Annotated in this window: 16 protein-coding genes; 10 read left to right on the top strand and 6 right to left on the bottom strand. The window is 63.7% G+C overall.

The annotated features are described in order from the left end of the window. Positions 1–2: 2 nt before the first annotated feature. The 6 genes from SMD31_RS03265 to SMD31_RS03290 form a co-directional block, all read right to left on the bottom strand. Entirely contained in the window at positions 3–743 is a 741-nt protein-coding gene (locus SMD31_RS03265; protein ID WP_320499291.1) for a hypothetical protein, read from the bottom strand. After that, entirely contained in the window at positions 733–2,073 is a 1,341-nt protein-coding gene (locus SMD31_RS03270; protein WP_320499292.1) for a glycosyltransferase family 4 protein, read from the bottom strand. The genes SMD31_RS03265 and SMD31_RS03270 overlap by 11 nt, the downstream gene beginning before the upstream one ends. Beyond that, on the bottom strand, positions 2,070–2,903 hold the full coding sequence (locus tag SMD31_RS03275) for a class I SAM-dependent methyltransferase (RefSeq protein WP_320499293.1): 834 nt from the start codon (positions 2,901–2,903) through the stop codon (positions 2,070–2,072). The genes SMD31_RS03270 and SMD31_RS03275 overlap by 4 nt, the downstream gene beginning before the upstream one ends. Further along, positions 2,900–5,098, bottom strand: a complete 2,199-nt coding sequence (locus SMD31_RS03280; RefSeq protein ID WP_320499294.1) for a glycosyltransferase family 2 protein — start codon at positions 5,096–5,098, stop codon at positions 2,900–2,902. Before SMD31_RS03280 ends, SMD31_RS03275 begins: the two co-directional genes overlap by 4 nt. Positions 5,099–5,184: 86 nt before the next feature. After that, a complete protein-coding gene (locus SMD31_RS03285) occupies positions 5,185–6,087 on the bottom strand; it encodes a calcium-binding protein (RefSeq protein ID WP_320499295.1) in 903 nt (300 codons plus the stop codon). Between the two features lie 154 nt (positions 6,088–6,241). Further along, on the bottom strand, positions 6,242–7,459 hold the full coding sequence (locus SMD31_RS03290; RefSeq protein ID WP_320499296.1) for a glycosyltransferase: 1,218 nt from the start codon (positions 7,457–7,459) through the stop codon (positions 6,242–6,244). 177 nt (positions 7,460–7,636) lie between these two features. Here SMD31_RS03290 and galE point away from each other — a divergent pair, with 177 nt between their 5' ends. From galE to SMD31_RS03340, 10 genes are all read left to right on the top strand, one after another. Next, positions 7,637–8,638: a UDP-glucose 4-epimerase GalE gene (gene galE, locus SMD31_RS03295; protein ID WP_320499297.1), complete on the top strand. Its 1,002-nt coding sequence runs from the start codon at positions 7,637–7,639 to the stop codon at positions 8,636–8,638. Between the two features lie 4 nt (positions 8,639–8,642). Next, complete coding sequence (rfbC, locus tag SMD31_RS03300; protein WP_320499298.1) at positions 8,643–9,239, top strand: dTDP-4-dehydrorhamnose 3,5-epimerase; 597 nt, start codon at positions 8,643–8,645, stop codon at positions 9,237–9,239. Further along, entirely contained in the window at positions 9,236–10,147 is a 912-nt protein-coding gene (gene rfbD, locus SMD31_RS03305) for a dTDP-4-dehydrorhamnose reductase (RefSeq protein ID WP_320499299.1), read from the top strand. Before rfbC ends, rfbD begins: the two co-directional genes overlap by 4 nt. Further along, entirely contained in the window at positions 10,144–11,061 is a 918-nt protein-coding gene (gene rfbA, locus SMD31_RS03310; protein WP_320499300.1) for a glucose-1-phosphate thymidylyltransferase RfbA, read from the top strand. The genes rfbD and rfbA overlap by 4 nt, the downstream gene beginning before the upstream one ends. 169 nt (positions 11,062–11,230) lie before the next feature. Continuing rightward, complete coding sequence (locus SMD31_RS03315) at positions 11,231–12,781, top strand: DUF6212 domain-containing protein (protein WP_320499301.1); 1,551 nt, start codon at positions 11,231–11,233, stop codon at positions 12,779–12,781. A gap of 4 nt (positions 12,782–12,785) precedes the next feature. After that, on the top strand, positions 12,786–15,512 hold the full coding sequence (locus tag SMD31_RS03320) for a glycosyltransferase (protein WP_320499302.1): 2,727 nt from the start codon (positions 12,786–12,788) through the stop codon (positions 15,510–15,512). Further along, the gene (locus SMD31_RS03325) at positions 15,509–16,648 is read left to right on the top strand and encodes a hypothetical protein (protein WP_320499303.1); all 1,140 of its coding nucleotides are present in this window, start codon (positions 15,509–15,511) and stop codon (positions 16,646–16,648) included. The genes SMD31_RS03320 and SMD31_RS03325 overlap by 4 nt, the downstream gene beginning before the upstream one ends. 52 nt (positions 16,649–16,700) lie before the next feature. After that, positions 16,701–17,906: a polysaccharide pyruvyl transferase family protein gene (locus tag SMD31_RS03330; RefSeq protein ID WP_320499304.1), complete on the top strand. Its 1,206-nt coding sequence runs from the start codon at positions 16,701–16,703 to the stop codon at positions 17,904–17,906. A 3-nt stretch (positions 17,907–17,909) separates the two neighbouring features. Further along, the gene (locus SMD31_RS03335; protein WP_320499305.1) at positions 17,910–19,070 is read left to right on the top strand and encodes an SGNH/GDSL hydrolase family protein; all 1,161 of its coding nucleotides are present in this window, start codon (positions 17,910–17,912) and stop codon (positions 19,068–19,070) included. Between the two features lie 205 nt (positions 19,071–19,275). After that, positions 19,276–19,416, top strand: a complete 141-nt coding sequence (locus SMD31_RS03340; RefSeq protein ID WP_320499306.1) for a hypothetical protein — start codon at positions 19,276–19,278, stop codon at positions 19,414–19,416. The last annotated feature ends 38 nt before the right edge of the window (positions 19,417–19,454 follow it).

The raw sequence follows: 19,454 nt of genomic DNA on the forward strand, positions 1-19,454 counted from the left end.
AATCAGAAGCTCCGCAGAATGTGCTGGCCAATGAGTGCCAGCGAGACGGCCGTCGTGACGGCCGCCCAGACCCATAGCAGCAGCGGCTTGCGCGGTTGCGATTTGGCTTCGAGCGTCGAAAGGCGCTTGTCGATCGCCTGCAGCAGCGTGTCAAAGCGCAGCTGGAAAACTTCCATCGCCTCGAGGCGGTGATCGAGTTCGGGCAAGGCGGTATCGAGCTTCTCGAGGGACTGGGTGACCCGGTCGTTGAGATTCTGGTCCAACCCGCCGCGTTCCTTGGCGACCGAGACCAATTGCTTGAGCTGCCCTTGCAGGCGCTGGTCGCGGGCGCGAATTTCGCCCAGGACGACAGCACTGACGGCAGCTGGCGTCGGTGCAGCGGACTGGCGCTTCAACTCGACCGAAGTCGTGCCATCCGCCGTGATGGCCAGGACCGTCACTGGCGCGGCGCGGTCGATTTCGGCGATGGCCGGGATATTGGCGACAAAGGCATAGCGACCGTCGCCGACACCGTTTGCCACCAGATCCGGGCGCGGCTGATTGGCTTCGAGCCGGACGATCAGTTGTTCGCCCTGGCGGATTTCGACGCTGAGGCGTTCCGATGGATCGGAGGTATTCCAGGCCCAGCCAAAGATCCGGTCCGGTTCGACCGCGTCGATATAGCCTTGGATCTGTGCCGTCCCTTGTGCGGGCGTCGCGGCGCTGAGATCCAGTTGCGAGACGGCGTCTGCGTTAGCCGACATGAGTCACCATTCCTTCAGACTTGTCCTTGCCGCGCGTCCGGGCCCGGGCCGCGGTCTGAGATTTCTTCTGTTCCGGTCCAAGCAGGCTGCGATAGAGCGCCAGATGCTCGGCCGCGCATTCTTCCAGCGTCCGTCGCGGCGTGATGCCGGCGACGAGGTTGTTCCACAAATCCGGCTCGTGCAGCGCCCGCTCCATCGTATCGGCCAGCGCCGCGGCGTCACCGGGCCGGAAAGTAAGGCCATCGATTTCGTGGCTGACCGATTCCGCCATGCCGCCCATATCGCTGGCAATCACGGGCCGGCGCTGGGCGAATGCCTCGTCGATGACCAGTGGGGCATTTTCCCACCAGATCGATGGGGTAACGACCCAATCCACGTTGCGCATCAATCCTGCAATCTCCGTTGCCTGATAGGCGCCGTGCCAACGCACGATGCCCTCAACCCTTGTCAGCGCGGTATTGAGTTCCGCTTTGAACGCCTCGCTCTGGAACGGCGCCCCGCCATGGATGTCGACCCGGAACGCGCCGGGATGACGCTGGTTGAGCAGTCGTGCCGCCTCGAGCAGCACCAGGATGCCCTTATTGGGGTTAAGATTTCCGAAATAGGCGAAACGATTTCGTGCCTCGCCGGCACGCAGCGCGCGATGTGGCGCAATTTCGGGCTCGGGGCGCGCATTGCGCAGCACCTGGATGCGCTCCGGCGCCAGTCCCCAGGCGATAAACCGCCGCCGCAGGAAGTTGCTGGGCGAGAGGAAGCGGTCGACGACGGAGAAATGTGTCTTGATGTGTCTCTCGCGCAACACAAAATGCTCCGGCTCCAAGCCCTTGAAGCAGCGGTGGCAGGCATCGGGCGAGGCCTGATGGCAGGGGCGACGGTCACCCGTCGTCACCATCTGCCCGTCATGGGCACAGATGGCGTAGTAATCGTGCAGCGACAGCAGAATCTTGGCGCGCGGCAGCACCCGCCTGACCAGGAACAGCGTTTCCACCCCCATCATCAGCATATGATGGAAATGTACGACGTCCGGCTTCAGCGTCGTCAGCAGGTCGGTCAGTTCCGGGACGATCCCGTGGAGGTCGATCTGCGAGAGATAGAAATTGTCGAAATGCCCGGTCCACATCAACATTTCGTCGCTGTGGTTGCCGATGCCTTGAAAGACCGTGCCTGGCCGCTGCTTGCGATGGTTCTCATCGACGCAGCCGATGAAGAGGCCGTCGGTGGAACCAGCAGCCTGCAATTGCCGGTGCAAATCGAGCGCGAAGATCTCCGTGCCGCCCGGATGCAGATCCGGATGATTGTGGCAGAGGTGGAGGACCTTGAGCTTCTTCATGTGACGGCCTTCGCTCGCTGAAAGACGCAGATATCCTGGAAGTTCTCGGCCGTGCGGCCGCTCCAATGCCCAAAGGCGATCGGGCGGGCGAGGGTGAGGCCCGCCTGCCGCGCGGCACCCAGCAGCCAATCCTGCTCGAATGCGACCGCCGCCATGGGATGGGCGCGGTCGGCAATGTAATGCGGCCCGGTACCCTCGAGGTGAAAGGCCGGCCGCGCCTTCTTGGCTTCGACCAGGCTCCTGTTGGCGCCGTCCAGCACGAAGGCCGTGGCAAACAGGCGTCCTTGCGGCGCCAGCAGCCGTGCTGCTTCGCGCAGATAAAAGGAAGTGTAGCCTGGGTCGAGATGCGTCACGACCGAAGTCATGAACAGGAAATCGACGCTGGCATCCGCGAACGGCAGGCTGCCCTGGTCAGTCAGCTGCCCTTGCGGGTTATAGAGCTGGTTGTTGAAGTCGAGATGCAGGAAATCGAAATTGGCATAGGCGGCGGCGATGTTCTCGCGGCACCAGTCGATACCGGCGCTGACCACGTCGAAGCCGGTATAGCGCCCACCGGGTGCCTCGAGATATTGCGTGAGTGGCAACGCCATGCGGCCGATGCCGCAGCCGATCTCCAGCACGCGATGCTGCGGTTGCAGGCCGCCCAGTTCGACGAAATGGCGCAGGAATTCGCAGCCGATCGCCAGGAAGTCGCCATCGCCGACGAAATTGCGTTCCTCCGGCGGCAGCGGCAGGAAGCGGTTGCGGCGGATCGACTTCAGCAATGCGTTGAAAGCCGCTTCTTCCAGATCGGCCTGGTCCGGGCCAGGCGCCCGCGTGACGGCGTTCATGCGCCGGCCCCGTCCGTCATGGTGTCGAAACGGCTACACAGATCCAGCATCGCCGCATGCCAGCGTTGACCGGCCAACCAGCGATTATAAAGACCGGCGACCGAGCGCTGATAGCCGGCATGGCGGTTGATCGATTTGCGCTCGAAATGAAACAGCACGGCCTCGGGGCAATAGAAGATCTCGCCACCCGCCTGGCGCAATTTCAGGCACAGATCCGAATCCTCGTAATCGCCGATGATGTAATCCTCGGTAAAGCCGCCGACCTTCCGGAAGGCTTCGCGCCGCACCAACAGAGCCGCTCCCGTCACGGCGGGGACGGCGCGGGTCTCCAGCGCCGGTGCAAAGTCGCGCGGCGCCCCCTTGTGATAATGAAGGTTCAACCAATGCCCACCGGCATCGCGCGTAAAGCGCATGCCGGCATGCTGCAGCGACTGGTCGTCGAAGAGGAGCCTCGCCCCGGTGGCCACCGCCTTCTTCTGCTGCAGCAGCGGGGCTGCGAGCTTGGGCAGCCAGCCAGCACTTTCCGGCACCACATCCGAATTGAGGAGCAGCAGGAACTGGCCCCGCGCGATGCCGGCCGCCGCATTGTTGGCGGCGGCATAGCCGAAATTCGCTGACATGATGAGGATCGTCAGCGGCAGCCGGTAGAGCTGATGGAGGCCGCTGAGGAAGTGTACCAGTTCGGCGCGCTGTTCCGGTGAATCGAGGACAAAGATGATCTCTGTCTCCGCCATCACCGGGTCGATCGCAAAGGACCCGAGTTGAAAACGCAAGTAATCGAGATTGCGATAGAGCGGGATGATGATCGAATAGCGCGGCTGGTCGACCGGCGTGCCGAGTTGCACCAGATCCGGCGCCCGGCGCGCGGCGAGATGTTGGACGTGCAGTGATTCCGCAGCCGGCGCGATGACGCGGGCAATAGCATCGGTGGTGAGATATTCCGGCGGCACGGCGCCCAAGACGGCATCGCGCAACTCGACCGGCGAGCCCATGGCCGGGCCGGCGAGGATCTCCAGCACGGCACCCGAGCCCAGTTGCAGTTCGAGCCTCGCCTGGCCGCGCGGCTGGCCGGCCTCAGGCAGGAAGGCCACGAAACCGCGCGCCATCGCCCGGCCGTCATAATGCTTGTCGATATCGGGGCGTGGAAAGCACAGCCAGGTTTCGTCAAGGCGCACCGCGGGCAGGCCCGTTGCCCGCAACGTCGCCGATTGCATCAATTGGTGCGGGTCGCGCACCCAGCCCTTGACGAAGATGCCGCCCTTGCCGTCGGCAACCAGCAAATCGATGCCGGCACCCAACGGCGCCCGCCTGTCCGTGAGGTTGCGCCGGGTCGCCGGCTGGAACAGCTCCAACTCGCGCAGCAGGGCAGCGGCCGACGCATCCCCGGTTGCCGCCTCGCCGACACAGCGCATGACGAAGCGGCGCGTCGCCGCGGCGAGCGGCTTGTTGTTCTGCAGCCAGGTCAGGAACGGCGTCTGGGGCAGCGCGGCAATACGGGCCGTCGCCAGGCCATCGGCGCCAACCATCACCAGCAGGTTGCCGGGCTTGAGCTGCGCGCGCTCGAGCAGGAAGAGGCCGCGCCCGCGCTCGATCTTCAGCGGATTGAAGGTCGCGGTGGCAATGCCGCGGTCACCGACGACGAAGAGGTCGGTCACCTCGCCCACCGCGAGCGGCGCACTCATCAGCGCCAGGTGCTGCGACACCACGGCCTCGGCCGCGACGACGCGCGGGTTGGCGTCGATATCGGCCAGGATGGCCCGGCAGAAGCGCCCGAAGTTCGTGTCATGGCGCAGTTGGAAGAGATCGCGGCAGACGTCGAGCATCTGGCGCACCAGGCGCAGCTTGCCGGTCGCATCGAGACCTTGCGTCAGCGCCGCCCGGTCCAGGCTGGCGAAGTCCTTGGCCTCGACCCGACCAACCGATCTGCCGTCCCGCGCCAGCAGATCGATCGGCTTCGTGGCCGCTTCGGCACGGAAGATGATCAGTTGACGTGCATCGCCGCCTACTCTTGGCAGCGCCACGCGAATCATGGGTGGCGGCAGCATCTTGCCGCCGCGCTGCGGGATGAGGCCGGCCTCGCCCTCCGTCATCACCACGCGCAAGCCGCCCGGCATGTCGAAGCAAGCCGGCCGCGCCATGTCGGGGCCGAGAGTGCCGGGCTGTTCGAGCGTTCCGTCGATGGGCTGAGCCAGCATGCTGTTCCAGTCACGAAGCGAATGAATAGACAAAGAAATGGCGCCGGACCGTCAGCCGCAAGCGGCCTGGTCCGGCGCCAAGACCCTTAGCTGATGACGAAGAAGGCGCTCGGATTGGCCTGAACGTCGGCCACCTTGACGCCGACCAGGGTGACCTGGTCGCCGCTGCCAAAATCGATCACCGTATTGCCGCCGACCTCATGTGCAAGCGACGCGACATCGCCAGCATCATGGACGCACAGCCCGTTGATGTTCTTCGAGATCTTGAGGATGTCCTCGCCTTCCTCGAAGTCCATGATGACATCCTGGCCGCCGCCGCCGTGGAAGACGAACGTGTCGTCGCCGTCACCGCCGCGCAGGAAGTCATTGCCGGCACCGCCATCGAGCAAGTCGTCACCGGCGCCGCCGACCACACGGTCGGAGCCGTTGCCACCTTGCAGGTTGTCGTCGCCCTTGCCGCCGTCGAGGCTGTCATTGCCGGCGCCGCCTTTGAGGACGTCGTCGCCATTGCCGCCGTTCAGGCTGTCATTGCCGGCACCGCCCTCGAGGCGGTCGTCGCCATTTTCGCCACGCAAGGCATCGTCACCATCGCCGCCATTGACGTAGTCGTCGCCATTGCCGCCGCTGAGGTCGTCCTTGCCGTCGCCGCCGAACAGGCTGTCGTCACCGCTGCCGCCTTTGATCCAGTCGTTGCCGCCCTGGCCAAAGATGGTGTCTTCCCCTGAACCGCCATTGATGTAGTCGGCATCCGCGCCGCCAAACACCACATCGCCACCGGAACCCGCCACAATGTGATCCGAACCGGTGCCACCGCTGATGAAATCATCACCGCTGCCGCCGTCGATCCAGTCATGGCCGGAACCGCCATCGATGAAGTCTTTGCCGCTGCCGCCGGCAATCGCGTCGTCACCGCCGCCGCCCAGGATCACATCCCCGTGGCTGGTGCCGACAAGACGGTCGGCAAAATCACCGCCCGGAATTGTCGCCATCGTGTCTCTCCTCGTCGCTTGGATTGATGGTCGTGGTGCCGAAACCACGGCCAATTGAACAGGTCGCGACGGGGTCCGCAACATTTCTATTCTTATAAAACTATTACCAATATTTGCGCCGATGTAATTCGGCGAGCTTATATTTTAGTGGCAGTCAGCGGGCCGCCTCCTTGCGCGCGGCGATTGCAATTGCTTCCCACTGCAGCAAAAGAGACTTATGCGAAAAGCCCGTTTCAGCGCGGTTTCTGGCATTCCGCCGCAACCCCTGGGCGGCATCCTTGTCATGCAAGGCATCGCGCAGCACTTTTTCCAACTGTAATACATCGCGATGATCGACAAATTTTGCCGTTTCATGACCGCCAAGGATCTCGCGCGTCGATTTGGTGTCCGAGGCGACGATATGGCACCCGCAAGCCATCGCCTCGACCAGCGACCAGGAGGGCACGAACGGCACCGTCAGATAGGCATGCACATCAGACATCTGCAGCAGGCGGCGGTAGTCGTCGCGCGGCAATGTGCCGAGAAAATGGACGCGGGCGAGATCGAGTCCGGGCAACTGTCGCAGCGCCCGCGCCTTATATGTATCGCCATCCGGCAGCTGCTTCGAGTAGTAGGCCTTATCGTTGCCGGCAATGGCGACATGAAGGTCGGGATCATCGTGCAGCAGGCGCTCGATCGCCTGCATGAATTCGGGAAAGCCGCGATAGGGTTCCATGCCGCGGGTCGCAAAGGTTAGCAAACGGTTAACCTTACCGAGATTTTTACCATCGAAGGTGCGCGCGACGTTTTGATTCGGCACGAAGTAGTCGGTGTCCACCCCGTCATGCAACGTGCGCAGCTTGTGCTGATAGCTGGCTGGAAAGGTGCTGCGCTGAAATGCCGTCGGCACAAGGCCCAAATCGACATCCTCCAGCAGCATCAACAGCGGCGCATTGAGGGTTCGGATACGGCAGGCATTGTCCGGTGTCACGCCATGGGGGTCGAGATAATCGGCGTCGCTGTCATGCGGATGATAATACCATTCGAAATAGCCAATGATGGTGGCCATCGGAAACGCCTCGCGCAGATAGAGGCCAACACCCCAGCCACAATGGGCGAAGATCACATCGGGCGTAAAACCTTCCTCGCGCAGGCGATGGCAGCCTTCATAGACTGCCTGGCCATTGAGCACGCCTGCCTCGAAGCCGGTCAGATAATGATGCGTTCCGGGCGATGGCGCGCGCTTGGGCTGGCAGCGCCGGATCGCAATGCTGTCGGATGCGGCATCGGCAAAAGTTATGAAAGCAACACGATGATGCGTGGATTGCGCCAGATGCGCCGCGAGCGCGCCGAACTGGCCAGGATAGTCGCGGTGCACGAAGAGAAAATTCACAAGGCGTCTCCGTTTCATGCGTCACGTCGATGACGCTCATTAGATTGCGCAACGCACATCTTCTTGCAAGCCTGGAGAGAAGTATATTGGGTTGTTCTTTATGAATATTGTAAATAGTGCCTAAGTAGTTTTCCTTTGATACGTTCCCCTCGCGACAACTGCGAAGTGGGGATTTCGATGCGTCCTGTGCTCGTGACGGGCGGTGCCGGTTATGTCGGTTCCCATGCCTGCCGCATGCTCGCCGCCAATGGCTACCTGCCGGTGACGCTCGACAATCTGTCGACCGGCCATCGCTGGGCCGTGAAATGGGGACCGCTCGAAATCGGCGACATGGCCGACCAGGCATGCGTCGGCGCGTTGATCGCGCGCTATCAGCCGGTCGCCGTGATGCATTTCGCCGCCCTGTCGCTGGTGGGTGAATCGGCCAGCAAGCCCGGGCGCTATTACGGCAACAATGTCGCCGGGACGCTGTCGCTGCTGGAGGCCATGCGCGCCGGCGGCGTCGACAAGCTGATCTTTTCCAGCACCTGCGCCACCTATGGCGAACCGGAGAGCTGCCCCATCGCGGAGACGACGCCGCAGCAGCCGATCAATGTCTATGGCCGGTCCAAGCTGATGGTCGAGACGATCCTCAAGGACTTCGCCGCGGCCCATGGCTTGCGCGCCGCGGCGCTGCGCTATTTCAACGCCGCCGGCGCCGCCCATGAAGACGGCATCGGCGAGGCGCATGAGCCGGAGACACACCTCATCCCCCTGGTCATCGCCGCAGCCCGCGGCGCGCGGGGACCCGTGCAGGTCTTTGGCACCGATTATCCCACCGCGGACGGCACCTGCGAGCGGGACTATGTCCACGTCAACGATCTCGCCACCGCCCATGTGCGGGCGATCGATTTCCTCACCGCGTCGGCTGGCTTCCATGCCTTCAACCTTGGCACCGGCCGGCCCTATTCGGTGCGCCAGGTGATTGGTGCGGTCGCCACGCAAGCCGGCCGGCCGGTGCCGCAGCAGATAGCCGCCCGCCGCGTCGGTGATCCGCCAGCGCTCTATGCCGATCCGCGCCGCGCCCGCGACGTGCTGGGCTGGGAGGCGACGCAATCGGATCTCGACCACATCGTCGCCAGCGCATGGCGCTGGCACACGGCAGACGCGATCCAGGCCGAGGTGCGCCGTGCCGTATGACCCGATGACCACCACTTTGCCTGACGGCGTAGAGCTCATCGATGGCCGGCGCTTTGCCGACAGCCGCGGCTGGTTCATGGAACTGCATCGGTGCCAACCGGCCGATGAGAAGCCAGGGCTGCCGGATTTCTGCCAGGACAATGTCTCGCTGACGACACAACCGGCCGTGGTGCGCGGCCTCCACTTCCAGCGCCCGCCGCATGCCCAGGCAAAGCTGGTGACGGTGCTGGCGGGGGCGATCCTCGATATCGTCGTCGATCTGCGCCGCGACCGTCCAGGCTTCGGTCGCGCGACCGCCATCCACCTCGCCGCCTCGAGCGGGCAGCATCTCTTCGTCCCCGTCGGCTTCGCCCACGGCTTTTGCGCATTGCAGCCGGAGACGCTGGTCCATTACAAGGTGTCGGCCCCTTATGCGCCGGCATCCGAAGGCGGCATCGCCTGGGACGACCCGGATCTCGGCATCGACTGGCCCTTCACCGCCGCCGAGATCCTGGTATCGGAGAAGGATGCGCTGCTGCCGCGCCTGCGCGATCTGGCACCGATCGATTGGCGATTGCCAACACCCCTTCCGACCGCGCGACCAGCGCGCCGCCGCGCATGAGTTTCGGTGCAATGACGGCAACACCCATCATGATCATCGGCCGCAACGGGCAGCTTGCCCGCGAACTGGCCGATCTCGCCTGGCCTGTCGAGGTGCAGCCGCATTTCCTGGGCCGGGGCGAGATCGATCTGTTCGACATGAATGCGGTCGACGCCCATTTGCGCGCCCTGCGTCCAGCGGCAATCGTCAACACGGCGGCTTATACGGCTGTCGATCTTGCCGAGAGCCAACCCGTGATGGCAGCCCTCCTCAATGCCGACATGCCGGCAGGTCTCGCCCAGATCGCCTCGCGGCAAGGCATACCGCTGGTGCACCTGTCGACCGATTATGTCTTTGCCGGCGATAGCGACCGGCCCTATCGCGAATTGGATGCGGCGGCACCGGCATCGGTCTATGGCCAGACCAAGCTCGCCGGCGAGCGGGCGGTCCTCACCAGCGGCGCCCGCGCCACCATCCTGCGCAGTGCCGGATTGTTCGGCCGCCACGGGCAGAACTTCCTGAAGACCATGATCGCCCGCAGCCATGACCTGCGCCCGGTCAGCATGGTCAGCGACCAGATTCACACACCGACACCGGCAGCAGCCCTCGCCGCCCTGACGCGGCAGATCGTGCTGGACCTGATGGCCGGTCGCGACTTGCCGCATCTCATGCATGTGGCCGGGCAACCGCTCACGACCTGGTTCGACCTCACGACGCAGATTTTCGGCGCCCTGCGCGCGGCCGGCCGGACGGCCCTGCCGTCCCTGCAGCCGGTGGCGTTGAGCGATTTCCCGCGCCGGGCGCCACGCCCGCGCTACAGCGCGCTGGATTGCAACCTCGCCACGTCGCTGGGCTATGCCGTGCCGGCCTGGGAAGCAGTGCTGCCGGCGCTGGTCCACACCCTTGCCCAGGAGAGGATCGCGGCATGAAAGGCATCGTCCTTGCCGGCGGCAGCGGCTCGCGGCTCTATCCGATGACGGCGGCCGTCACCAAGCAATTGCTGCCCATCTATGACAAACCGATGATCTATTATCCGGTTGCCACCCTGATGCTGGCCGGCATTCGCGACATCCTGCTCATTTCGACGCCGCGGGATATCGAGCGCTATGTTGAGCTGTTCGGCGACGGGTCGCGCTGGGGCCTCAACATCTCCTATGCCGAACAGCCGCGCCCGAACGGGATTGCCGAGGCCTTCCGGATCGGCCGCTCGTTCCTGGCCGGTGGGCCGTCCTCTCTCATCCTGGGGGACAACCTCTTCTTCGGCAGCGGCCTGCCGCAGCGACTGAGCGATGCCGCCGCCCTCCAGCACGGCGCGCATATCTTTGCCTGCCGCGTCGACGACCCGGAACGTTACGGCGTCATCGAATTCGACGCCGAGCAGAAACCGGTTTCGATCATCGAGAAACCGCGCCATGCCCATTCCAACTGGGCCGTCACCGGGCTTTATTTCTATGACGGCCGCGCCAGTGACATCGCGGCCGATCTCCGGCCATCCGCGCGCGGCGAGTTGGAGATCACGGACCTCAACGCCAGGTATCTCAAGGAGGGTAACCTGACCGTCGAGCGCTTAGGCCGCGGCTTTGCCTGGCTCGACACCGGCACGCCGGAGACGTTGATGGCAGCGACGCAATTCGTCTGCGCCCTGGAAACCCGCCAGGGAATCAAGATCGCCTGCCTTGAGGAAATCGCGCTGGCACAGGGTTTCATCGATGCCGATGAATTCGCCCGCCAGGCGGCAGCGGCACCCGTCAGCGCCTATGGCCGCTACCTCAAGAACCTGCTCGGCGACCTTGAGCTTGATGCCCGGCCGATGCCGCTACGCGTCGTCAATGGTCGTCAATAATCACGCGCAGGCGTCTTCGCTTTATTACTTATCTGTTACTATATTCATCGCATTTCTATTTGATTTTATAAGATAATCATCCAGACGTGAGAGTATTTTTATTTATGGATTTCTTGATGCCGCTTTCCAGAATTGCTAATATTGCACTGCAAGATCGGAACGGCCATCAATGGGAAAGGGCGCGCGCGTGATCAGTGCTGCCACCATACGCAACCAGGACATCCATATCCTTGACCAGGCGAAGCGCGGCTATGTGAAGAAGCCGGCGATTCTCTTTAGCGGGCAGCCCAGCGACGATATCCGCGCGCTGGCCGGCGATGCCTATGCCTTGCTCAAGATCAAGCGGGTCGCCGACGACCATATCCTGACGCGCGATGTTTCGGGGCAGGACCAGCGCCTGGCCGAGGCACCCGTGCAGTTGGCGGCGATCATCGCCTTCGACCAGAGCGAGCGTGAACTGGTCGACCGGGCCGGCGACTGGCTGCAGAAGCGCCGCAACGGTTCGGTACCGACGCCGCAATTGATCGCACCCGACGATGTCATGGGCTTTGCCGCGAGCATTCTGGGCACCGCGCAGCAATTGGCCCAGCGCAGCGCCGAATTGACAACGTCCCTGTTCCGGCAGCTGGCGGATGCGCGGCAGGCCAATGAAGACCTGCAGAACCGCTTCGCAGCGCTGGAGGCCTTCATCGACCGGGCCGGATTGCAGCCCTTCGACATCGCCTTCATCAACCCGCCGGTCGAAGACGAAACCGAGCCCAATGTCCTCGCCACCGCCAGCAATGGCAGCATCAGCCAGATCCTGCCCGTGGCCAGCACCGGTGTCAGCGCCATCGCCCTCCACATCGCCAAGGCGACGCCGCGCGGCGAAGGCATCTTCCGCGCCACGCTGCAATCGGTCGAGGACGGGCGCATGATCGAGAACTGGTCGGTGCCGATCTCGGAACTCAATCCCGGCTGGATGACCCTGGCCCTGCAAAAATCCATCGCCGGGCTGCGCCGCACATTGCGCCTGATCATTTCGGTCGAAGGGCACAAGGCCGATCTGCCGACGCTGTCGCTTGGCAATGCGCAGCCCTTGCCGCTGTTCCGCCTGCAGGATGCCGATTTGCGCCAGTCGATCTCCAGCAGCAGCCTGGCGCTGCAGGTCTATGTCGGCCTGCCCGGTGTCGTGCCACCGACCCCCGGTACCTTCGCCGCGCGCGGCGGCCGCGAGAAGACCGAGCAGGGCCTGCGCGAAGTGACGCTGCCACAGGAGATTCTGGCCGGCACGCAGCAAGTGGCCCTGGACACGGAATCATCCGGCTTCGACGGCGTCCGCTATCTGGAGGGCGAGCGCATCGTCTCGTGTCACCCGCCCGCCTTTGGCACCACGATCGGGAAGATTCCCGGCGGCTGCCCGGCCGGTGCCCTGCGCGTCTCCGCCAATCTGCTTGTTGCCCATGAGAAGGCGCGCGATGTCGAGTTCGCCCTGGTGGCGGGCAATAGTGAGAGCCGCATCATCGATCTCCTTGCCGGGTCGACCGATCCGCAATCGGGTGAAGGCTTCTCGGGCTGGATCCGCGTGCCGGCCCAGCAGCCGCGCTTTGCCAGTCTCTATCTGGATGCGCCGGCCCGCACAGCCAGCGATCTGTATCTTGTGACGCGCATGGTCGAAGCCGGGAATCATGACTTCGCCTGGGCGCGCTTCCTCAATGTTCACGCCCTGGTGCAGGGCTGACGCCATGGGAACGCGCAAGATCAACCGTCCCGCCAATGAATCGAGCGCCCTCTCGACTGAAGTCGAGGGCCATCGCGGCGACTTGGCACCTCGCCTTGCCATTGTCATTCCGGTCTACAAGCATTCTGTTCTGATGTCGGAGGCGGTGGAATCCGCCCTGGCGCAGCGGGCCGATTTCGGCATCGCCATCATCGTCGTCGATGACGGTTGTCCCTTTGTCGAGACCGAAACCATCGGCACGACCTATGCCGCCGCGCATGAGAATGTCTTCTATGTGCGCAAGCCCAATGGCGGTTTGAGTTCGGCCCGCAATTACGGTGTCGATTTCGCCCTGGACCTCTTCCCCGATCTCGAGGCCGTCTATTTCCTCGACGCCGACAACCGCATCACGCCGACCGCGATGCAGGATGTGTTCGCGTTTCTCACCAGCCGGCCGGAGATCGCCTGGGTCTATCCCAACATCGACAAGTTCGGCATCGGCTGGAACGGCAGCTATCAGGCGCCCTATTCCCGCCTGCTGCACCTGACCTTCGACAATATCTGCGAAGCTGGTAGCATGGTGGCGCGGCGCGTGTTCGATGCCGGCATCCGCTTCGACGAGACGATGAAGGCGGGGTTCGAGGATTGGGATTTCTGGCTGCAGTGCATCTCGAACGGTTTCGAAGGCGCCAACTATCCATTCTTCGGTTTCGATTACCGCCAGCGCGCCGAGAGCATGTTGCGGGATTCGCATCGCACCAAAGCGGCGATCATGTCGTATATCCGGGAGAAGCATAAAAGATTGTTTCAGCCGGATACGCTGGCGCAGTGGGAGCATGCGGAGAGTCCGCGCTATGCCGCGATCGCGACCGGGACCTATGCCGTATCGCTGTTCACCGATCCGACCGCGCCGCATAGCAAGATCGATCTCGAGACGTTTATCGACCGCTATTGGGCGGCGCTCGCGGAGCCCGACGCCCATGGCATTCCACCCTTCATGCTGTGGATCGCGCCCGCGCATCTCCAGGCGCTGCGCAAGATCGGCGTGTTGCACAACGTGCTGTGGCATGCCGAACGGCTGGCCGAGAAGCATCACCTGGTCGCGATCCGGCTGGAACATGACCCGGGGCGCATCGAACTGCGCAAGATCGAGGCGGGCGCCCCCGACTACATGGCCAAGAAGCCCTTGGCTTGGTTGTGCTCGGTCGACCTCTTCAAGGCCTGTGTTGACGACATATCGGATGAATGGATCGGCTCGATCCGCGGCAAGCGCCCCTCGCCCGATACGGTCGAACTGGTTATCCGCGGACCGTTCAAGGCGTTCGATCTCGACCGCACCGTGCTGTCGGCTACCAATGGCCTGCTCTCGACGCTGGGCGTCTTCCGCGATTCGGCCTATCGCCGCGGCCCGCATCAGCGCTGGACCTGGCGCGGCGGTTACTTCCCGGCCATCCGCACCCATTACAAGCTGCTGCGCGAGGCGATCGGCGCATCGCCGGTCATGCCGCGGGTCGCCGCCAAGAACCAGGCGCCGCGCATTGGCTTCCTGCTGCCCATCGCCTCCTTCGGCGGCGTCGAGAAAGTGGCCTATGCCATGGCGCGCGAACTGGTCCGGCTCGGCTATGAGACGCATCTTTATGTGTTGGGCAAGTCGAGCTGCGAACTGGTCTTCGATCCGGCCGATTTCACCAGCGTCAATTTCCTGATGGATGACTATCCGCTGTGGGGGGGCGCCCATCATTTCGCCGGCCACGACATCATGATGGCGCAGGATGATGGCGCACGTTTGGAGCGCCTGACCGGCCTCCTTGCCGGCCTCGACGTCGTCGTCAACTGCCAGGTGGCGCCGGTGAATGCCATCCTGGGTGAATTGCGCCGGCGCGGGGTCAAGATCCTGGATCATGTCCATGTGCTCGACCGGACCCGGTCCGGGCGGGCGGCTGGCCACCCCTATGTCGCCCTGGCCTATGAGCACATTTACGACCTGATCCTCACCTGCTCGGAGCAGATGGTCGATTGGTTCCATGGCATGGGCGTGCCCAATGCCAAGTTGATGCATATCCGCAACGCGCCGAGCTTTGAGATGCGCGAGGCGGAGGTGCGCACCATCCTGCGCCAGCGGCAACGCCGCGGTGTTCAGGACCGGCTGAAGGCGATCTTCCTCGGCCGCCTCGATTCCCAGAAGGGCATCGAACGCCTCTATGCGGCGGCGCGCCTCATCCACCGGCGCCAATTGCCGATCGACCTGCGCCTGGTCGGCGGCGAGGTGCTGAATGACCAAAGCCGCGGCTCGTGGACGGAGCGCTTTGCCGAGCTCGGCATCAATCTCGAACCCGCGATCTATTCGTCGAAGGGCCTGACCGATGCCTTTGCCGAGGCCGACGTGCTGCTCCTGACGTCACGCTGGGAAGGGGCGCCGCTGACGATCCTCGAAGCCCAGCGCGTGGGTTGCGTACCGGTCGTCACGGCGGTGGGTGCCGTGGCCGAGCTGGTGGAACACGATGTCAACGGCCTGTTGATCGAGGCCGAAGACGATAGCGACGTTGCCCAACAACTGGTGGGAGCGCTGGAGCGACTGCTCAGCGACCCCCGCCTCCTCAATCGGCTCTCGACCAAGGCCGCCGACGATCTGGCGACCCGAACCTGGGCCGAAAACCTGTCGCCGCTCATCGACCGGCTCGAGGCTTGGTTTCCATTCAGGTCGGAGGAAATCGAGCTACGCCGAACCGTAACCTCGGGTCCCGGTCGGTGAGCGACGGCAACCACATTCGGCGCGGCATCCTGCCGGCGCTGGGCCTCTTTCTTTGCCTCACAACCAGCGGTTCGGCGCTGGCGAGTGGCGCGGAGGCCGGCACCACCATCGGCATTGCCACGGCGAACATCGCCTGGGAGAAGCCGCAGGACATCCAGCGCAGCTTCACAGAAATCGCCGATGCCGGTTTCACGACCGTGCGCATTGGCCTCAAGAATCCGGTGGCGGCCAGCTACGCGGCCCTCACCGCCGCCAAGGAGGCCGGGCTCGACATCCTCGTCACCGTGCCGCTGATCGATGGCAGTGTTGCGCTGGAGGGTGCTGCGCCACGCGCCAGGTCCAAGCGCTTTTTCAAAGCCTTCGGCCTGTCGCAGATCGATCCGGCGCGGGTCGAGGCACGCCTTGCCGATCTCCTCGATTTCGTGGCCGCCCGGGATATTCCCCTGATCGGCCTGGAACTCGGCAACGAGCTCAACTGGTCCGGCTACAATGGCGATCTGCCATTGCTGGCGACCGGCCAGGTCGTCGTCTCGCACCAGGACCTCGCACCCGATGTCGCCAAGCGCTTTGCTGCCGGCATCGCCAAGTATCGCTCGGTATTCGAGATCGCCAAGGCAGCGCTCGAGGCGCGGCCGGCACTGGGCAATGTGAAGCTGGTCAGTGCCGGCCTTGCCGATATCAATGCCGACTTCATCCGGCGGAGCGGCGCCACCTATATCGCCCCGGCGCTGGTCTATGACGCCTATGCGGATCAACGCGTCTTTGCCCTTACCGATGTCGTGGGCGTGCACCTCTATGAGCCGCTGCGCGCCGCCAGCCGCAGCGCCGAGCGGCCCGCCATGATCGACGCGCAGCTTAGGAATTGCGGGGCCACGGCCTTCAGCGGCCGCCCTTGCTGGATCACGGAGTTCGGCAGTGCGTTGCCGCCGCAGACCTGCGCCCCGGAAGATGCCCAGCGCATCTCGTTGCTGCAGCCCTTGCTGGAACACTTGGCGCAGCCGGGTCGCGCGACGGCTGTGCCGTTTGCCTTCTATTACGACTGGGATGCCGACAAGGGATTTGCGCTGAAGCGCTGCGGTCAACCCACCGCCCTGGTGGAAACACTGTCCCGCGCTGAAAGCGCTGGTCAACCATGACAACCGACCTAGCAACCAACCTGAACCCGTTCGGGGGAAAAGGAGCATCGTGATGAAGAGACTTTGTTTTGGCCGCCAGCCGGCTGACACCCGCTATCGCTATCACCCGGGCATGCCGTTCTCGGAAGGTCTGCCGCGCTCGAACAGCACGACCTTCAGCACGATGTCGCGGAACTTCTACCTGACGTCGAACAAGGGCAACATGCTCATCGGCGAAGGTGCGACGCGCATTTTCGACTATGATCGCAACTACAGCTGCATGCTGAGCGTGCACGTGCTCTACGACGCCTATAAGGGCTCGAAAGAGGCGATGGACATGCTCAACAACAATTTCGACGCCCTGGTCCTACCCATGGCGAATGAAATCCGCCCCAATCTCAACCACGTCTCGCTGCTCAAGGTTCTGGAGCAGATCAAGATCCCGGTGGTCGTGCTTGGCATGGGCATGCAGAACGAGATGGAAGATCTGTCGGCCCTTGAGCCGGCCACGGTCGATCTTCTGCGCTGGATTGACGAGCGTGCCCTGGTCTTCGGTGTGCGGGGCACGCAGACCGAAACCTGGCTGAAGAAGATGGGCTTCAAGAATCCAACGGCACTGGGCTGCCCCAGCATGATGCTGTACCCAGAGAACATCCTGAACATAAAGGCGCCGACCAGGAAGCCCGAGGATTACCGCTTCGTCACGGCCGGCTACCTGCAGAAGAAATCGGTGCGCGGCAAGCAGCTCGCCAAATTCTTCACCGGGCAGAAATGCTCCTACGTCTTCCAGGACGAGATCTTCCTGTTCAAGGAGGAATTGCAGGGCCGGCATTTCTTCGACGACGCCCGCAACCAGCTGCTGCAGAACGTCTTCGAACCGCTGGTCAACGAGGCCATCGGCACGCCGGCGCCGTTCGACAAGTATTTCTATTTCGACAGCGTCGACGCCTGGCGCCAATGCTATGGCTGGCACGATGTCTTCATCGGCGATCGCTTCCATGGCGGCGTCGCGGCCCTCCAGGTCGGCCTGCCGACGGCGATCCTGTTCAAGGATCTCCGCGTCAAGGAACTCAGCGAGTTCTTCGGTGTGCCGCACACGACGGTCGACAAGGCCTGCACCATGGGTATCGAAGCGTTCATGGCGGAGTTCATGTCGGAGGAGCGCATCAACGCCTTCCTCGACACCTACCGGACGCGCCTGAAAAACTTCCACCGCCATCTCACCGAGGCCGGCCTCTCCATGACGGAGAACTACCAGGCCATGCTGATGGCGGCCTGAACCATGGCGACCACTTTGCGCACGACGGTCATCGGGGGTTCCAACACGGTGATGGAGCCCGGCTATCTCGGCCAGATGCTGGCGGCCGCCGCGCGCCAGGGGGTTACACTTGATATCGTCGAGAACCTGGCCGTGGGTGGCACCACCAGCGCCTACGGCCTGTTTCGCCTGAAGACCAGCGACGCACTTGAGCGGTCGGATCTGCTCGTCATCGAATACGCACTCAACGATGCCTTCATCTATGGCGACGAGCGACGCCAGTTCCGGCATTGGTCGCGCATCTATGAGGGCATTCTGCGCTATGCCTTGACGCGCAACCCGCGCCTCAAGATCTGCACCCTCATCCTGGGGGCGCGCAACGGCTCGTGGCTTGGCAGCGTGCCGTCGATCGATGCCGGCATCCGCTATCTGTCGGATTGGTACGGCACGATCGTGGTCGATATCTCGCGCGATCTGATGCGTCGCTTCGGTCGCGACGTCGTGACCGACCCAGGCTTTTATGTCGACCAAGGGCATTACGCCCGCCCGGTCGCCACCGCGATGGTGGCCGATCTCGCCGCCGATGGCCTGATCTCCGGGTTGTCGACATCCACTGCGGGTATGACCCTGCCGCCGCCGGTCGACCCGGATCACTTCGCCGAGGCTGGCACGATTGACGTGCCCGCGCTGTTCGCCGCCGCGCCGGATGCCCCCCTGGTCGAGTACCACAACCGGCGCTTTGCCTTCACCGCGATCGACATCGCCCGCCACCGGCTGGAACTTGAACTCAGCGGCGGCAAGCTGCTGGGCGTTTTCCACATGAGCGCCCCGAACATGGCGCCGTTGATGCTGGCCCGCGGCGAAACCGGCCATCATTGCTCGTTGCTCAAGGCCGGCGTGCGTGACGGCAAGTTCAAGTTCCTGGCCGGCATGCTGCCCTGCGAGTTCCTCTATGGCGCGGACCTGCTTCAGAAAACGGCGTCAGAGCGCTTCACCCTGGCGCGGGCGGGCGACGACCCAGCGCTCAAGACGCATATCGCCAAGGACAATGTGGCGAGCCGGCCTGGCATCGGCTCCGAAGTCCTGCCCCTGATCGGGCTGCTCTACAGCGGCACCCGGCGCGGTTTCAGCATCGTCACCGAAGCACCACAGCCCCACCTGCGCCGCGCCGCCAATTCCGCCTGAATTTCCAGGCAACCGATGGCGCTTTGCGGTGTTTAGCCTGCGCATCATCATGCGAAAGGTTCTGCCATGACGTCCACGCCCACTCGTTCCGTGCCCACGCCGGCAAGCACGCCACAGCCATGGATCGCACCCGTTGTACCGCCTTGTCCCCACCAGCAAAGCAGCCTGGCGGCGCGCATTGACGCGGCAAGATCGGTGGTGTGACATGCCGGAGCAGCAGCAACACGTCCCCGCCGAAGCGGCGCGTTCCGGCATCATCAGCGGCCGCGTCCGCAACGTTCTCTTCATGTCGTTCGGATTGTCGATCCTGGCGCTCGCCATCGTGACGGGCTATTTCATCGCCTGATGGTCGGCACAGCCCATGAAAAACCCTGCCGGACATGG

This window comes from Dongia rigui, assembly GCF_034044635.1.
GTDB classification, from domain to species: Bacteria; Pseudomonadota; Alphaproteobacteria; order Dongiales; family Dongiaceae; genus Dongia; species Dongia rigui.

Excerpts from the sequence above, each read along its gene's own strand:
- SMD31_RS03265 (WP_320499291.1), bottom strand. The coding sequence starts at position 743 with ATGTCGGCTAACGCAGACGCCGTCTCGCAACTGGATCTCAGCGCCGCG.
- SMD31_RS03270 (WP_320499292.1), bottom strand. The coding sequence starts at position 2,073 with ATGAAGAAGCTCAAGGTCCTCCACCTCTGCCACAATCATCCGGATCTG.
- SMD31_RS03275 (WP_320499293.1), bottom strand. The coding sequence starts at position 2,903 with ATGAACGCCGTCACGCGGGCGCCTGGCCCGGACCAGGCCGATCTGGAA.
- SMD31_RS03280 (WP_320499294.1), bottom strand. The coding sequence starts at position 5,098 with ATGCTGGCTCAGCCCATCGACGGAACGCTCGAACAGCCCGGCACTCTC.
- SMD31_RS03285 (WP_320499295.1), bottom strand. The coding sequence starts at position 6,087 with ATGGCGACAATTCCGGGCGGTGATTTTGCCGACCGTCTTGTCGGCACC.
- galE (WP_320499297.1), top strand. The coding sequence starts at position 7,637 with ATGCGTCCTGTGCTCGTGACGGGCGGTGCCGGTTATGTCGGTTCCCAT.
- rfbC (WP_320499298.1), top strand. The coding sequence starts at position 8,643 with ATGACCACCACTTTGCCTGACGGCGTAGAGCTCATCGATGGCCGGCGC.
- rfbD (WP_320499299.1), top strand. The coding sequence starts at position 9,236 with ATGAGTTTCGGTGCAATGACGGCAACACCCATCATGATCATCGGCCGC.
- rfbA (WP_320499300.1), top strand. The coding sequence starts at position 10,144 with ATGAAAGGCATCGTCCTTGCCGGCGGCAGCGGCTCGCGGCTCTATCCG.
- SMD31_RS03315 (WP_320499301.1), top strand. The coding sequence starts at position 11,231 with ATGGGAAAGGGCGCGCGCGTGATCAGTGCTGCCACCATACGCAACCAG.
- SMD31_RS03320 (WP_320499302.1), top strand. The coding sequence starts at position 12,786 with ATGGGAACGCGCAAGATCAACCGTCCCGCCAATGAATCGAGCGCCCTC.
- SMD31_RS03330 (WP_320499304.1), top strand. The coding sequence starts at position 16,701 with ATGAAGAGACTTTGTTTTGGCCGCCAGCCGGCTGACACCCGCTATCGC.
- SMD31_RS03335 (WP_320499305.1), top strand. The coding sequence starts at position 17,910 with ATGGCGACCACTTTGCGCACGACGGTCATCGGGGGTTCCAACACGGTG.
- SMD31_RS03340 (WP_320499306.1), top strand. The coding sequence starts at position 19,276 with ATGCCGGAGCAGCAGCAACACGTCCCCGCCGAAGCGGCGCGTTCCGGC.